The 14798-nt window shown below is 65.1% G+C and carries 13 protein-coding genes; 10 read left to right on the forward strand and 3 right to left on the reverse strand.

From position 1 onward, the window contains the following. The first annotated feature begins 63 nt into the window (after positions 1–63). Both hutG and hutU read left to right on the forward strand, forming a co-directional pair. Positions 64–855: an N-formylglutamate deformylase gene (gene hutG, locus ALII_RS0113850; protein ID WP_024587905.1), complete on the forward strand. Its 792-nt coding sequence runs from the start codon at positions 64–66 to the stop codon at positions 853–855. Beyond that, complete coding sequence (gene hutU / locus ALII_RS0113855) at positions 852–2525, forward strand: urocanate hydratase (protein WP_024587906.1); 1674 nt, start codon at positions 852–854, stop codon at positions 2523–2525. Before hutG ends, hutU begins: the two co-directional genes overlap by 4 nt. 49 nt (positions 2526–2574) lie before the next feature. On the opposite strand, the gene ALII_RS0113860 is transcribed toward hutU, so the two are convergent. After that, entirely contained in the window at positions 2575–4104 is a 1530-nt protein-coding gene (locus ALII_RS0113860; RefSeq protein ID WP_210163447.1) for a pilus assembly protein, read from the reverse strand. A gap of 84 nt (positions 4105–4188) precedes the next feature. Next, entirely contained in the window at positions 4189–5604 is a 1416-nt protein-coding gene (gndA, locus tag ALII_RS0113865; RefSeq protein ID WP_024587908.1) for an NADP-dependent phosphogluconate dehydrogenase, read from the reverse strand. A gap of 204 nt (positions 5605–5808) precedes the next feature. On the opposite strand from gndA, the gene ALII_RS0113870 reads away from it, so the two are divergent. From ALII_RS0113870 to ALII_RS0113885, 4 genes are all read left to right on the forward strand, one after another. Beyond that, a complete protein-coding gene (locus ALII_RS0113870; protein ID WP_024587909.1) occupies positions 5809–6783 on the forward strand; it encodes a complex I NDUFA9 subunit family protein in 975 nt (324 codons plus the stop codon). Positions 6784–6787: 4 nt separating this feature from the next. Next, a complete protein-coding gene (locus ALII_RS0113875) occupies positions 6788–7555 on the forward strand; it encodes a sulfite exporter TauE/SafE family protein (protein WP_024587910.1) in 768 nt (255 codons plus the stop codon). Between the two features lie 128 nt (positions 7556–7683). Continuing rightward, positions 7684–8928, forward strand: a complete 1245-nt coding sequence (locus tag ALII_RS0113880) for an MFS transporter (RefSeq protein ID WP_024587911.1) — start codon at positions 7684–7686, stop codon at positions 8926–8928. 111 nt (positions 8929–9039) lie between these two features. After that, positions 9040–9777: an SDR family oxidoreductase gene (locus ALII_RS0113885; protein ID WP_024587912.1), complete on the forward strand. Its 738-nt coding sequence runs from the start codon at positions 9040–9042 to the stop codon at positions 9775–9777. 246 nt (positions 9778–10023) lie between these two features. Here ALII_RS0113885 and ALII_RS23135 read toward each other — a convergent pair whose 3' ends face one another. Then, entirely contained in the window at positions 10024–10584 is a 561-nt protein-coding gene (locus tag ALII_RS23135; RefSeq protein WP_029660538.1) for a PAS and helix-turn-helix domain-containing protein, read from the reverse strand. A gap of 203 nt (positions 10585–10787) precedes the next feature. On the opposite strand from ALII_RS23135, the gene ALII_RS0113895 reads away from it, so the two are divergent. The 4 genes from ALII_RS0113895 (at position 10788) to ALII_RS0113910 (ending at position 14751) form a co-directional block, all read left to right on the forward strand. Then, entirely contained in the window at positions 10788–11981 is a 1194-nt protein-coding gene (locus ALII_RS0113895; protein ID WP_024587914.1) for a substrate-binding domain-containing protein, read from the forward strand. Between the two features lie 176 nt (positions 11982–12157). Then, entirely contained in the window at positions 12158–12925 is a 768-nt protein-coding gene (locus tag ALII_RS0113900) for an ABC transporter ATP-binding protein (protein WP_024587915.1), read from the forward strand. Next, complete coding sequence (locus ALII_RS0113905) at positions 12922–13641, forward strand: ABC transporter ATP-binding protein (RefSeq protein WP_024587916.1); 720 nt, start codon at positions 12922–12924, stop codon at positions 13639–13641. Before ALII_RS0113900 ends, ALII_RS0113905 begins: the two co-directional genes overlap by 4 nt. Before the next feature lie 114 nt (positions 13642–13755). After that, the gene (locus ALII_RS0113910; protein ID WP_029660539.1) at positions 13756–14751 is read left to right on the forward strand and encodes a branched-chain amino acid ABC transporter permease; all 996 of its coding nucleotides are present in this window, start codon (positions 13756–13758) and stop codon (positions 14749–14751) included. Positions 14752–14798: the final 47 nt, after the last annotated feature.

The raw sequence follows: 14798 nt of genomic DNA on the forward strand, positions 1-14798 counted from the left end.
CTCCCTCCCCCTTGTGGGGAGGGATAAAGGGTGGGGGTCCTCTTCGACAAAATGGGCGTCTCGATGAAACCCGTTTCCGTCATCCAGGGCACCTCGCCCGTCATTCTCGGCATGCCGCATGTCGGCACCTATGTGCCGGAGGCGGTTGCCGCAAAACTGAACGCCGAAGGGCGCAGGTTGCGCGATACGGACTGGCATATCGACAGGCTCTATGACGGGTTGCTGCCCGGTGCGTCGGTGGTAAAGGCGAATTTTCATCGGTATTTGATCGACGCCAATCGCGATCCGTCGGGGGTCAGCCTCTATCCGGGGCAGAACACGACCGGGCTGGTGCCGCAGACGGATTTCGACAACCGGCCGATCTGGGCGGATGGGCCCGATGCAGCAGAGTCCGAGCGGCGGCTGGCGGAATGGCATGCGCCTTATCACGCTGCGCTTGCCGCCGAGGTTGGGCGGGTGAAGGCGGTGCATGGGATTGCGGTCGTCTATGACTGCCATTCGATCCGCTCGCGCTGCCCGTTCCTGTTCGAGGGGGAGTTGCCGGTGCTCAACATCGGCACGAATGACGGGCTGACCTGCGATGCGAAATTTGCGCGGATCGCGACGGAGATTGCCGGGAATTCGGGCTTCACTTGGGTCGCGAATGGTCGATTCAAGGGCGGGTGGACGACGCGGCATTATGGACAGCCGGAGACCGGCGTCCACGCGATCCAGATGGAGATCGCGCAGTCGGCCTATCTCGCCGCCGAGGAAGAACCCTGGACCTTCGACGCCGGGAGAGCCGCGCCTCTGCGCCAGACGCTCAAGACATTGCTCGCCGCGCTGGAAGACGCGGCCATCGGAGGAATCTCATGACCAATCCACGCCACAACATCCGCGAAATCCGTTCGCCGCGCGGGGCCGAGATCACTGCGAGGCACTGGACGACCGAGGCGGCGATGCGGATGCTGATGAACAATCTCGATCCCGACGTTGCGGAAAACCCGAACGAGCTCGTCGTCTATGGCGGTATCGGTCGCGCGGCGCGGACGTGGCAGGATTTCGACCGGATCGTCGCGAGCCTCAAGGGCCTGAGCGAGGAGGAGACGCTGCTGGTCCAGTCGGGCAAGCCGGTGGGCGTGTTCCGCACGCACAAGGATGCGCCGCGGGTGCTGATCGCCAATTCCAATCTCGTCCCGCACTGGGCGAACTGGGGCCATTTCAACGAGCTCGATAAGAAGGGGCTCATGATGTACGGCCAGATGACGGCCGGGTCGTGGATCTATATCGGCACGCAGGGGATCGTGCAGGGCACCTACGAGACGTTCGTGGAAGCGGGCCGGCAGCATTATGGCGGCGACTTAAAAGGTAAGTGGATACTTACGGCAGGGCTCGGCGGCATGGGCGGCGCGCAGCCGCTGGCGGCGGTGATGGCGGGCGCGTGCTGCCTCGCCATCGAATGCGACGAGACGCGGATCGATTTTCGCAAGCGCACCCGCTACGTCGACGAGAAGGCGACGAGCCTCGACGAGGCGCTCGAGATGATCGCGCGCTGGACGAAGGCGGGCGAGGCGAAGTCGGTCGGGCTTCTGGGCAATGCGGCGGAAATCCTGCCCGAACTCGTCAGGCGCGGGGTCAAGCCGGACATGGTGACCGACCAGACCTCGGCGCACGATCCGCTCAACGGCTATCTGCCTAAGGGCTGGTCGCTGGCCGAATGGAAGGCCAAGCGCGAGAGCGATCCGCAGGCGGTCGAGACGGCGGCGCGGGCGTCGATGCGCGAACATGTCGAGGCGATGGTGGCGTTCTGGAACGATGGCGTGCCGACGCTCGACTACGGCAACAACATCCGCCAGGTGGCCAAGGAAGAAGGGTTCGAGAATGCGTTCGCGTTTCCGGGCTTCGTGCCGGCCTATATCAGGCCGCTCTTCTGCCGCGGCGTCGGACCGTTCCGCTGGGCGGCGCTTTCGGGAGACCCGGAAGACATCTACAGGACCGATGCGAAGGTGAAGGAACTGACGCCGGGCAACGATCATCTGCATCGCTGGCTCGACATGGCGCGGGATCGCATCGCGTTTCAGGGCCTGCCGGCGCGCATTTGCTGGGTCGGCCTTGGCGACCGGCACCGGCTCGGCCTCGCCTTCAACGAGATGGTGGCGAAGGGTGAGTTGAAGGCGCCGATGGTGATCGGCCGCGACCATCTCGATTCGGGCTCCGTCGCCTCGCCCAATCGCGAGACGGAGGCGATGAAGGACGGGTCGGACGCCGTGTCCGACTGGCCGCTCCTCAACGCGCTCCTCAACACAGCTTCGGGCGCGACCTGGGTGTCGCTGCATCATGGCGGCGGCGTCGGCATGGGGTTTTCGCAGCATGCCGGCATGGTGATCGTCGCCGACGGCACGGACGATGCGGCGCGGCGACTGGAGCGGGTGCTTTGGAACGACCCGGCGACCGGCGTCATGCGCCACGCCGATGCGGGCTACGACATCGCGCTCGACTGTGCGCGGGACAAGGGGCTGAACCTGCCGGGGATTTTGGGGGACTGACATGCAAATGGGGCCGAAACGGCCCCATCTGCATCGTCCATGACGAAGGTCAGCGTGCCAGGCGCACGACCTGCAGCGATCTGGCGATGCCCGTGAACGCGGCGGCCAGCTTGTCACTATCGGTCGCGTCGAAGTAGTGGGTGCTGGGCTCGGTGGAGCATGCTTGCAGCATGGCCTTCGCCTTGAGGCTGTCCATCATGAAGCCGACAGTAAAGATCTCGATGCCCTTTGCCTTCATGTTCGTGCAGATCTGCAGCAGTTCGGCATTGGTGGCGGGCACTTCCGTGTTGTCGTCGATCGGTCCGGAAAAGCTGATCGCAGTGTGGTTGCCGTTGCTGGTGTTGATCTTCATCGTATTGGCGCCATCGGTCATGAGGACCGCGACCTTGCGGGGGCGCTGGTTTGCAGGATCGAAAGCGCCGGCCCCATCCAGCGGCTCGCCGGGCGTGAGCATGTTGAAGCCCCAGACGAGGCCCGCCGGAATGTAGGTCAACGGCTTGTGGTTACCCACACTCGTGACCATGCCATCGATCGCGCTCTTGAGCGTAGCCTTGCTGTTGGTCAGCGACGTGATGGGCGTGAGGCAATTCTGATCGGTCTGGACGAAGCCCGTATACTTGTCGAGAGCAGGCTCAACATGCAGGCGGTTGGGGCCGAACGGCGGCAGACTGTTCTTTCGCGAATTGACGCAGCCGAACCACTTGTAGTTCGTCGTTTTCGTGTACGGAGCCTTGTATTCCGTGCACTGCTCCTTGGTGCCGATCTTTTCGCGATTGTATTCGGTGCAGGTCCGCTGAATCCATTGGCCGTCCTTGGAGTAGGAGCAGTCGTAGGTCCGCTTTACGGTGGTGTTCTTGTAAGTGTCGACGGTCGTGCATTGCGCCGGTTGCTCCGCGACCTGCTGCGAAGTCGAGTAATCTGACCTGACCGAGAGCCAGGACGCGTTGCGGTTTTGCAAGCCCACATTGACGTATTGCCCATAGGGCACAACGCCAATGCGCACTGATTGTGGATTGTCCTTCAGCAATTCGGAGACGAGGTCGTTCGCAGCCGATTTGAGTACGGAGATGCGGGTCTTGCCGCCGACCACGTCCGACATGGAATCGGTATTGTCGAGGATGAGCGACACTTCCACATCGCCGCGCGTGGCGCGTTCGGCGAGGGCTGAGGCGCCGACGTCGAGCGTTTGATAGCCGGCGATGCCCATGAAGGTCGTCGGGATCGAGCCGACCAGTTCTACATCCACGCTTTCCGTCGTGGCGACGACGCTCGCGACCGAGACGTGCTGGACGCGGGAGCTGGTTCGATTGGCGGCGAGATAGTCGTTTGCGACCTGTTCGAGCCGCGCCTGATTCTGCTCCTTGGAGGCGGCAAGCGCGAGCGAGGTCGCGTCGGCCATCTCCTGAAGATGGCGCTGCGCCGATTGGTGACGCGAGTAGTCCACGGCGAGGCCGGCCGCCAGACAAAGCGGGACCATCGTGACCCCGGACAGGATCGCGAAATTGCCCGAGCGCGATTGCAGGAATTTTCTCAACATGGCAGGCCCCCGCCTTGGACGCATGAACGACGCATGCCACAAGACTTGAACTTCGCCAGTAAAGGAGAGATTACCGGGGCTCTTCTGCTTGCCGACTGGGTAAAGAGACGGTTTAGGCTTTTCGGCTCATTTCGACCAGGCGCCGTGATGGTCGCCCTGCGCGTCGACGCGCTCGAACCCGTGGGCGCCGAAGAAATCGCGCTGGCCCTGGATGAGATTGGCGGTGCCGCGGCCCTGACGGAAGGCATCGAACCATGTCAGTGCGGCGGCGAGCGCGGGGACCGGCAGTCCGGCCTCGACGCCGCGGGCGACGACGCGCCGCAGGGCGGGGCTCGCCATGGTCATCGTGTCGACGAAGGCCGGCATCAGGAGAAGGTGGGCCGGTTCCTTCGCCTGATCATAGGCGGCGGCAATCTCGCTCAGGAACTGCGAACGGATGATGCAGCCGGCACGCCAGATGCGGGCCACCGTGCCGAGCGGCAGGTCCCACCTGAACTCCGTCGACGCCTCTTCCATGACGGCGAAGCCCTGCGCATAGGCGGCGAGCTTGGCGGCGAGGAGGGCATGTTCCAGGTCGCGGATGAACGCCTCGTCGGCGACGAGGCGGCCGGTCGGCAAGGCGTCGGCATAGGCGCTTTGCGCCTTGAGCCGCAGATCCCGCTCCGCCGAAAGGCTGCGCGCGGCGACCGCGGTCTCGATCGTGGTGGCGGGTATGCCCATCAACTGGGCCTCGACCGCCGCCCAACGGCCGGTGCCCTTCTGGCCCGCGCGGTCGAGAATGGCATCGACGAGCGGGCCGCCGGTGGCGCCGTCCGACGCGCGCAGGACCTCGGCCGTGATCTCGACGAGGTAGGATTCGAGCGGGCCGGAATTCCAACGCTGGAAGATCGTCGCCATCTCGCCGGCCGACAGGCCCGCGCCGTCGCGCAGGAGGCCGTAGATTTCGGCGATCATCTGCATGTCGGCATATTCGATGCCGTTATGGATGGTCTTGACGAAGTGGCCGGCACCGCCCTCGCCCAGCCACGCGGCGCAGGGCTCGCCCTGAAAGCGCGCGGCGATGTCGGTGAGGATGGGTTCGATCTGCCGCCACGCCTCCTGCGCGCCGCCGACCATGATGGACGGGCCGTGGCGCGCGCCTTCCTCACCGCCCGAAACGCCCATGCCGACGAAGGTGAGGCCGGAGCCTTCGAGTTCGCCGAAGCGGCGGATCGTGTCGCGGAAATTGGCGTTGCCGGCGTCGATGATCATGTCGCCCGCCTCCAGATGCTCACGCAGCGCGGCGATCTGCTCGTCCACTGCCTTGCCGGCCTGGACCATGAGGATGACCGGACGCGGGGGACGTATCTGGGCAGCGAATTCGGCCAGCGTCGCGCAGGGCACGATACGCTCGCGCAGGTCTGCGGCGTTCTCGAAGAAAGCACCCGTCTTCGACGCCGTGCGGTTATAGACGGCGACGGCGTGGCCCTTCTCGGCAATGTTCAAGGCGAGATTGGAGCCCATCGTTCCAAGCCCGATGAGGCCGATTTGCGCTTTGGTCATGTCCATCCCTAGAAATATTCTTGATTGTTGCCGCCATTCACGCAGCGGAAGCGAAGGTGTCGCGCCGCAGCCACGGACGGTCAACAGACGAGACGGAATGCCTGCCATGCACGGGGAACATTGTTGGCGCCGCCGTTCTTGACCCTTTGCGTTTCAATCCAAAGTGATTAAGACAGCCGCGAAGGCTTCAAAGAGCAGGACGCGATGACCCCCGTCACCCAGATTCCTCCCCTCGTCACGATCATCGGCGGCTCCGGTTTCGTCGGCCGCTACGTGGTGCGCGCGCTGGCAAAGCGCGGCTATCGCATCCGCGTCGTCAGCCGCAATCCGAACACGGCGCATCATTTGCAGCCGCTCGGCAATGTCGGCCAGATCCTTGCCGTGCGCGGCAATTTGCGCAACCGCGCCTCGCTCGACAAGGCCGTCGAGGGCGCGGGCTGGGTGATCAATCTCGTGGGCATCCTGTCGGAAAGCGGCGCGCAGACCTTCGACGCGGTGCAGGCCGCCGGCGCGCGCATGGCTGCGGAGGCCGCGCGCGACGCGGGCGCGCGCTTCATCCAGATGTCGGCGATCGGCGCGGATGCGTCGTCGCAATCCGACTACGGACGCACCAAGGCGGAGGGCGAAGCGGCAGTGTTCGAGACGCTGCCGGACGCGATCGTCTTCCGGCCGTCCATCGTGTTCGGTCCCGAGGACGGGTTCTTCAACCGCTTCGCCGCGATGGCGCGCATTTCGCCCGCGCTGCCGATGATCGGCGGCGGGGAGACGAAGTTCCAGCCGGTCTATGTCGGCGACGTCGCCGAAGCCTTCACGCGCGCCGTGGACGGCCAGGTCGCGGGCGGCAAGGTCTATGAACTTGGCGGACCAGAGGCGCTGTCGTTCCGCGACTGCATGAAGCTGATGCTGAAAATCGTCGACCGCAAGCGGATGTTCGTGCCGATCCCGTGGAAGATCGCAGAACTGCAGGGCGCGATCCTCGGGCGCATGCCGAAGCCGCTGTTGACGCGCGATCAGGTGGAGATGCTCAAGAGCGACAACATCGTCTCGCCGGCAGCCGAAGCGGATGGCCGCACGCTGGAGGGCCTCGGCATCCGCCCGCAGGCGATGGAGGCGATCCTGCCGACGTACCTCTGGACCTACCGCGCGGCCGGCCAGTTCACGCGCCCGCAGGGCATGTAGGCAATTGGAGGCGATTGCCGGCCTTCTGCCCGATGGATTGGCAATCTGGGCGGCGGGGCTGCTCGTCGTCGCGAGCTTCTTCACCTCCGCGCTGACGGCCGCTTTCGGCGTCGGCGGCGGGGTCGCGATGCTGGCGCTGATGGGGCTGTTCCTGCCGGTCGCGGCGCTGATCCCTGTTCACGGCGCGGTGCAGCTCGGCTCCAACACCGGACGCGCATGGCACCAGCGGCCGTTCATCCGGCATGACATCTTCGCGCCATTCCTGATCGGCTCGCTCATCGGCGCGGTGGCCGGCGCCTTCGTCGTCGTACAGGTGCCCGATGCGCTCATGAAGCTCGTCCTCGGCGGCTTCATCCTGATCATCACATGGGGGAAGATCCCCGGCTTCGACCGGCTGGGGCGGATCGGGCTGGCGGTGGGAAGTGCGGCGACGGCACTCTTGACCATGATGGTGGGCGCGACGGGACCGCTGCTCTCCAGCGTCTTCGCGCAGATCATTCCCGACGACCGCAAGGCGCTGGTGGCGACGCACGCTGCGGGCATGACGATCCAGCACGCGCTGAAGATCATCGTCTTCGGGCTGGCCGGTTTCGCTTTTGCCGCCTGGGTGCCGCTCGTCGCGGTGATGATCGCGTCGGGCTATCTTGGAACCGTGTATGGCTCGCGCTGGCTGGAGCGGCTGCCCGAAGCGCAGTTTCGCCGCTGGTTCAGGATCGGCATCTCGCTCCTGGCGCTCGACCTGTTGCGACAGGGCATCGCGCAGATTTTCTGACGCATCCGATTCATCCGAAAACCGGCTTCCACTTTTCGGTCCGATGCTCGAACTGGCTTGGTGGTTGGCGCGCTCTGGCGCTGACGGGGCGGACGGCGGGCCGCTAACGAAGGGTCGAGGAGAACCCGATGGAACCCATTCCCGCGCCCGGCGCCGGTCTCGACCGCATCAGCCAGATCGACGGTCGCTACGCGTGGACGCGGCTCGTCATGTCGGTGCTGATCGCGACGATCGGCTCGGTCGGCATGTGGTCGGTCGTCGTCGTCATGCCGGCGATCGAGGCCGAGTTCGGCACGATGCGCGCGGCATCCTCCCTGCCCTACACGATGACCATGGTCGGGTTCGCCATCGGCAACGTCTATATGGGCCGGTTCGTCGACAAGGCCGGCATATTGCTGCCCGTCATCGGCTCTGCATTTGCGCTCGGCATCGGCTATGCGGCCGCGGCGCTCGCGCCCTCGATCTGGGTGTTCGCGGTCGTCCAGACGCTGATCGGATTCGGCGCGGCGGCCACGTTCGGCCCGCTGATCGCCGACATCTCGCACTGGTTCGTCAAGCGTCGCGGCGTCGCGGTGGCGGCGGCGGCGAGCGGCAATTACTTCGCCGGCGCGATCTGGCCGCTGGTGATCCAGGCCGTGCTGCCGGACTGGGGCTGGCGGACCACCTATTTCGGCATCGGCCTCTTCGCCCTCGTCACCATGGTTCCGCTGGCGCTGATGTTCCTCAAGGCGCGTGCGCCCGACCTCGGCTCCGGCGCCCATGCCGTGGCGCCGAAGCCGGTGCGATCGATCGACCTGTCGCCGCGCCAGCTCCAGATCCTGCTTTCGATCGCCGGGCTCGGTTGCTGCGTCGCCATGTCGATGCCTCAGGTGCATATCGTCGCCTATTGCGTCGATCTCGGCTTCGGCATGTCGACGGGTGCGGAAATGCTGTCGCTGATGCTGATCGGCGGCGTCGTCAGCCGGCTCGCCTCAGGCTTCCTCGCCGACCATATCGGCGGGGTGAAGACGCTGCTCATCGGATCGGTGTTCCAGGTGCTGGCGCTCGCCGCCTACATTCCGTTCGACGGGCTCGCCTCGCTCTATGTCGTGTCGCTCGTCTTCGGCCTGTCGCAGGGCGGCATTGTGCCGAGCTACGCCATCATCGTGCGCGAATATCTTCCGGCGCACGAGGCCGGACAACGGGTCGGCCTCGTCATCATGGCGACGATCATCGGCATGGCGCTCGGCGGCTGGCTGTCCGGGCTGATCTACGACATCACGGGGTCCTACCAGGCCGCGTTCCTGAACGGCATCGCGTGGAACATGATGAATGTGGTGATCATGGCGATGATCCTGTGGCGGACGCGGTTGCGCGGCGCGCGGACGGCATAGATCCAGCCGCGCGATGCGGAGCGCGACACATGCAACAACACGCATTGTTGCACTCGCATCCGCCGCGCAAACTCTCTACATAGCGTCAGGTTTACCTATCCGGCCGGAGAGATGATGCAAAAGACACTAGTTTTGACCGGCGCGAGCCGGGGCATCGGGCACGCGACGGTCAAGCGCTTTTCGCGCGAGGGCTGGCGCGTCATCACCTGTTCGCGCAATGCCTTCGCCGAAGATTGTCCCTGGCCGCAGGGCCCGGAAGACCACATCAAGATCGATCTTTCGGACCCAGAGGATGTCGGATCGGCGGTGGCGAACATTCGCCACCGGCTCGAGGAAACCGGCGGCCAGCTCCATGCGCTGATCAACAACGCCGCCATTTCGCCCAAGCTCGACAAGGGCGGGCGGATGAACTCGATCGAGACGCCGATGCATGTCTGGCGCGACGTCTTCCAGGTGAATTTCTTCGCGCCAATCATGCTCGCACGCGGCCTCTTCAAGGAACTGGCCGCCGCCAAGGGCTCGATCGTCAACGTCACCTCGATCGTCGGCAGCCGCGTCCACCCCTTCGCCGGCACGGCCTATGCGACCTCGAAAGCGGCGCTGTCCTCGCTGTCGCGCGAGATGGCCGCCGATTTCGGCCCGCACGGCATCCGCGTCAATTCGATCGCACCGGGCGAGATCGACACGGCGATCCTGTCGCCGGGCACCGAGAAGATCGTCGAGACCATCCCCCTGCGCCGCCTCGGCTCGACGGCGGAAGTCGCCGACACGATCTTCTTCCTGTGCTCGGACCAGTCCTCCTACGTCACCGGCGCCGAAATCCACATCAATGGCGGCCAGCACGTTTAAGGGACTCTTTTTTAGGCTGACCGGTCTGAGGGGTTGTGCATCTCGATCTAAGCACCCCCACTCCGGCCCTTCAGGCCACCTCTCCCCCTGCCCGGGGGCGAGGAAAGCGTTGCCGCGATCGCAGCGCCTCTCCAGCTTGGGTTCCTCTCCCCTTTTGAGGGGGAGAGGTGGTCCGCAGGACCGGAGTGGGGGTATGGCTCAAGCTCTCCTCATCCTGAGCTCGTCGAAGGACGCACACCCTTGCCGCTAATGCGGCATCGAGCTCAGATGTGACAGGAGTTCGGCCACGTTGGCCGCGCCGCACTTCTTCAACAACCTTGCGCGGTAGGCCTCCACCGTGCGCGGGGAGACGTCGAGCATGCGGGCGATCTCTTTTGAGGTGCGTCCTTCGCCCAGATGCATCACGATCTGCCGCTCGCGGGTCGACAGCGCGAGGACCTGGCGCACCTGCGACAGGTCCGCGAAGCTCCAGACGGCGCGGCCGAGGGGGTCGTCGTCGCGCGTCAGCGAATGCCCGCGCACGCGGCACCAGAACAGCGTGCCGTCCTTTCGCGCCATGATGCGCTCGTCGGAATAGCGGTTGTCCTTCTTGAGCGGTTCCACGCCGACATCGCGGATACGCACGAACTCCTCCTGGCTCGGATAGAGGAAGGCGAAGGACTGGTCGACGAGCTCGTCGATCCGGTAGCCGAACATCGCCGAAAAGGCCGGATTGCAGGCGCGTATGACCCGGCTTTCCGTGACGACGAGGCCTACGGGCGCGTGGTCGAAAGCGAGTTTTGCGTAGTCGGGAATGGCGTCTGTCATGCGTATTTCTACGATATTGCGGAAAAACCGGGCTTTCGCCGATAGTTTGGGCAGGATTGCGAGATGTCGGCCGGCCACGGCCTGCGGCACCGTGATCCGGGAGGACAGTCGCGAGTGCCGGGCCAAAAATCAACCGTGATCGGCGGTTGCGGTCGCGCTTTGCCGAATTTCGACACGGTCAATCGCTTTCGGGAGGAAGTCACATGAAGAAATGGTTCGCCGCGCTGGCACTGTCCTGCGCCGTCATCATGCCGGCCGGGGCGCAGGAAGACCCCGTCAAGATCGCGCTTCTGCACGGCCTGTCGGGCTCGCCGCTCGAAGCCTATTCGAAGCAGACCCAGACCGGGTTCGAGATGGGTCTCGAATATGCGACCGACGGCACGATGGAGGTCAAGGGCCGCAAGATCGAGATCATCAAGAAGGACACGCAGTTCAAGCCGGACGTGGCGCGCGCGCTGCTCGCCGAAGCTTACGGCGACGACGATGCGCTGATCGCGGTCGGTGATACGTCGTCGGGCGTCGCGATGGCACTCTTGCCGGTCGCCGCCGAATATGAGCGCATCCTCGTCGTCGAGCCGGCCGTCGCCGACGGGCTGACGGGCGCGGATTCCAACCGCTACGTTTTCAAGACTTCGCGCAATTCGTCGATGGACATGCAGGCGCAGGCGCTCGCGCTCCAGCCCGACGAAGATCTCTACGTCGCCACGCTCGCGCAGGACTACGCCTTCGGCCGCGACGGCGTCGCCGCCTTCAAGGCCGCGCTCGAGGGCACCGGCGCCAATCTCGTCGCCGAGGAATACGTTCCCCAGCAGACGACCGATTTCACCGCGACCATCGAACGCCTGACGGCGGCGCTGCGCGACCAACCGGGCCGCAAGGTCATCATGATCTATGTCGCCGGCATCGACGCCATGACGCCGCTCGCCTCCGCCGGTCTCGACCGCTACGACATCGAACTGTCGACTGGCGGCAACATCCTGCCCGCGCTGGTCTCCTACAAGCAGGTGCCGGGCATGGAAGGCGCGATCTATTACTACTACGAGCTGCCGGAGAACCCGGTGAACGACTGGCTGGTCGAGCAGCACATGGAGCGCTTCAACACGCCGCCGGACTTCTTCACCGCCGGCGGCATGGCCTCGGCGATGGCCATCGTAAAGGCGCTCGAGACGGCCGAGGACTGGGACACCGAGACGCTGATCTCGACCATGGAAGGCATGTCGTTCGACACGCCGAAGGGCGAGATGACCTTCCGTCCGGAAGACCACCAGGCGCTGCAGTCCATGTACCACTTCAAGATCAAGGTCGAGGACGGCGTCGAATGGGCCGTACCGGAACTGGTTCGCGAGATTCCGGCATCAGATATGGATATTCCGGTCGGGCGGAATAACCAGGAGTAATTCGCACTAGGCGAGGGCGCCCCCTCCACCATGCTGCGCATGGTCCCCCTCCCCCGTGAACGGGGGAGGATCAACCGGCGCTGACGGCCTCGACCTCTTTTCCTCCCCTGCGAAGCGGGGGAGGGGGACCGCCGAAGGCGGTGGAGGGGGCGCCGTCCAATCCGTGGATTTGCAAAGTGAACACCCCTTCCATCCGCACCGAAAACCTGACGATCCGCTTCGGCGGCCACGCTGCGGTGAATAACGTCACCTGCGCGTTCCAGCCGGGCGAGCTGACCGTCATCGTCGGCCCCAACGGCGCCGGCAAGACGACGTGGTTCAACCTTGTCTCCGGCCAGTTGAAACCAACCGAGGGCCGCATCTTCAAGGGCGAGACGGAGATTACGCGGCTGTCGGCCTCGGCCCGTGCCAAGGCCGGCATCGGCCGCGCTTTCCAGTTGACCAATCTCTTTCCCAAGCTGACCGTGCTCGAAAACGTGCGCCTCGCCGTCCAGGCGAAGGCGGGGCAAGGCCCGTCGGCGCTGCGCAATGCGGCCAGCCTCACCGATCTTGCGGAAAAGGCCGCGCGCGTTCTCGAGCAGACGCGCCTTTCCGCCGTCGCTCACCTGCCCGCCTCCGCCCTGCCGCATGGCGACCAGCGCAAGCTGGAAGTGGCGATGCTGGCGGCGATGGAGCCGGACATCTTCATGTTCGACGAACCGACCGCAGGCATGTCGGTCGACGAGGCGCCGGTGATCCTCGAACTCATCGCTGATCTCAAGAAGGACCGGTCGAAGACCATCCTCCTCGTCGAGCACAAGATGGACGTGGTGCGCGCGCTCGCCGACCGCATCGTGGTGCTGCACAATGGCGAGCTCGTCGCCGACGGCAAGCCGGCAGAAGTGATGGCGCTGCCGATCGTGCGCGAAATCTATCTCGGCGTCGGCGCGGAGGAAGTGGCATGACGAACGCCATCCTGCGGCTCGACGACGTCCACACCGACATCGCGCAGTACCACATCCTCCACGGCATCTCGCTTGACGTGCCGGAAGGGGGCGTCCACGTCCTGCTCGGCCGCAACGGCGCCGGCAAGACGACGACGCTGCGCAGCATCATGGGCCTGTGGAAGGCGAAGACGGGCGCGATCGTCTTTCGCGGCCGCGACATCACTGCGATGCACACATCGGACATCGCCCGGCTGGGCATCGCCTTCGTACCGGAAAACATGGGCATCTTCGGCGGGCTGACGGTCGAGGAGAACATGCGCCTTGCCGCCACCCATGGCCGCTTCGACAAGGTCCGGCTCGACCGCGTCTTCGCGATCTTCCCGGCGATGGAAAAGTTCTGGGATCGCCAGGCGCACGCGCTCTCCGGCGGCCAGAAACAGATGCTCGCCATCTCCCGCGCCATCATCGAGCGCCGCGACCTGATCCTGATCGACGAGCCCACCAAGGGCCTCGCCCCGGCGATCATCCGCAACATGATCGATGCGTTTCGCGAGATCGGCGAGGAGACGACCATTTTGCTGGTCGAGCAGAATTTTCTGTTTGCGAAGGCGCTGGGGCGCACGGTGGCGGTGATCGACGACGGGCGCATCGTGCATCGAGGCGGGATGGCCGAGCTTGCGGCGGATGCGGAATTGCAGGCGCGGTTGTTGAGCTTGTCGCTGGAGGCGCATTGATGGAAGCGTACTCGCCCTACGTTGCCCCCCTCTGTCCTGCCGTGTCCTGCAGGACAAGGACAGAGGGGGGCGCGACGGAATGCCGACATCGCAGAATTCGCGGAGCCCCCTCCAATGAAATCCCTATCCGCCACCTTCGAGCGCTTCGGCGGCGTCATGCTGCTGCCCGTCATCCTCGCGCTCGTCGCCTTCGTCCTCATCGGACGCCCGTCTTCCTGGCTGACGCTGACCATCGCCGGCCTTGCGATGGGCATGATGATCTTCCTGATGGCGTCCGGGCTGTCGCTGATCTTCGGGCTGATGGACGTGCTCAATTTCGGCCATTCCGCCTTCGTTTCCTTCGGCGCCTTCATCGGCGCGACGGTGCTCGCGGCGCTTGGCATCTGGGTGCGCGGCGACAGCGCGTTTCTTAACATTCTGGCCCTCGTCGCCGCCATCGGCGCGGCGACCGCCTTCGGCGCGCTTGCGGGCTGGTTCTTCGAGCGCGTCATCATCAAGCCGGTCTACGCCGATCATTTGCGGCAGATCCTCATCACGGTCGGCGCGCTGATCGTCGCGGAGGAGATCCTGCTGGTCATCTGGGGCGGCACGCCGATGCCCGTCCCGCGCCCGGCGATCCTCACCGGCTCGTTCCTGATCGGCGACGTCGCGGTCGAGATCTACCGCATCTTCGCCTTCCTGCTCGGCCTCGCCGTCTACGTCATCTTGCACCTGACGCTGAACCGCACGCGCATCGGCCTGTTGATCCGCGCCGGCGTCGAGAACCGCGAGATGGTCGAGGCGCTGGGCTTTCGCATCGACCGGCTGTTCATCGGCGTCTTCATGGCGGGCTCGGCGCTCGCGGCCATGGGCGGCGCGATGTGGGCTGGCTATCAGGGGCTGATCACGCCTGCGCTCGGCTCCGAACTGATGGTGATGGTCTTCATCGTCGTCATTATCGGCGGCCTCGGGTCCATCCAGGGCTCGCTTCTCGGCGCGCTGATGGTGGGGCTCACCACCAACTACGTCGCCTTCCTGTTCCCCAAGCTGGCGCTCGCCTCGACTATGATCCTCATGATGATCGTGCTCCTGTGGCGCCCCTGGGGCCTCAAGCCTGCCGTGAAGGGGTGAGGTCGATGCGCGAGGCTACCCCCCTCTGGCCTGCCGGCCATCTCCCC

It is taken from the genome of Aliihoeflea sp. 2WW (assembly GCF_000497755.1).
Taxonomy (GTDB): domain Bacteria; phylum Pseudomonadota; class Alphaproteobacteria; order Rhizobiales; family Rhizobiaceae; genus Aliihoeflea.

Bases quoted from the DNA above. Each gene is read 5' to 3' on its own strand.
- hutG (WP_024587905.1), top strand. From the start codon at position 64: ATGAAACCCGTTTCCGTCATCCAGGGCACCTCGCCCGTCATTCTCGGC.
- hutU (WP_024587906.1), top strand. From the start codon at position 852: ATGACCAATCCACGCCACAACATCCGCGAAATCCGTTCGCCGCGCGGG.
- gndA (WP_024587908.1), bottom strand. From the start codon at position 5,604: ATGACCAAAGCGCAAATCGGCCTCATCGGGCTTGGAACGATGGGCTCC.
- ALII_RS0113870 (WP_024587909.1), top strand. From the start codon at position 5,809: ATGACCCCCGTCACCCAGATTCCTCCCCTCGTCACGATCATCGGCGGC.
- ALII_RS0113880 (WP_024587911.1), top strand. From the start codon at position 7,684: ATGGAACCCATTCCCGCGCCCGGCGCCGGTCTCGACCGCATCAGCCAG.
- ALII_RS0113885 (WP_024587912.1), top strand. From the start codon at position 9,040: ATGATGCAAAAGACACTAGTTTTGACCGGCGCGAGCCGGGGCATCGGG.
- ALII_RS23135 (WP_029660538.1), bottom strand. From the start codon at position 10,584: ATGACAGACGCCATTCCCGACTACGCAAAACTCGCTTTCGACCACGCG.
- ALII_RS0113895 (WP_024587914.1), top strand. From the start codon at position 10,788: ATGAAGAAATGGTTCGCCGCGCTGGCACTGTCCTGCGCCGTCATCATG.
- ALII_RS0113905 (WP_024587916.1), top strand. From the start codon at position 12,922: ATGACGAACGCCATCCTGCGGCTCGACGACGTCCACACCGACATCGCG.
- ALII_RS0113910 (WP_029660539.1), top strand. From the start codon at position 13,756: ATGAAATCCCTATCCGCCACCTTCGAGCGCTTCGGCGGCGTCATGCTG.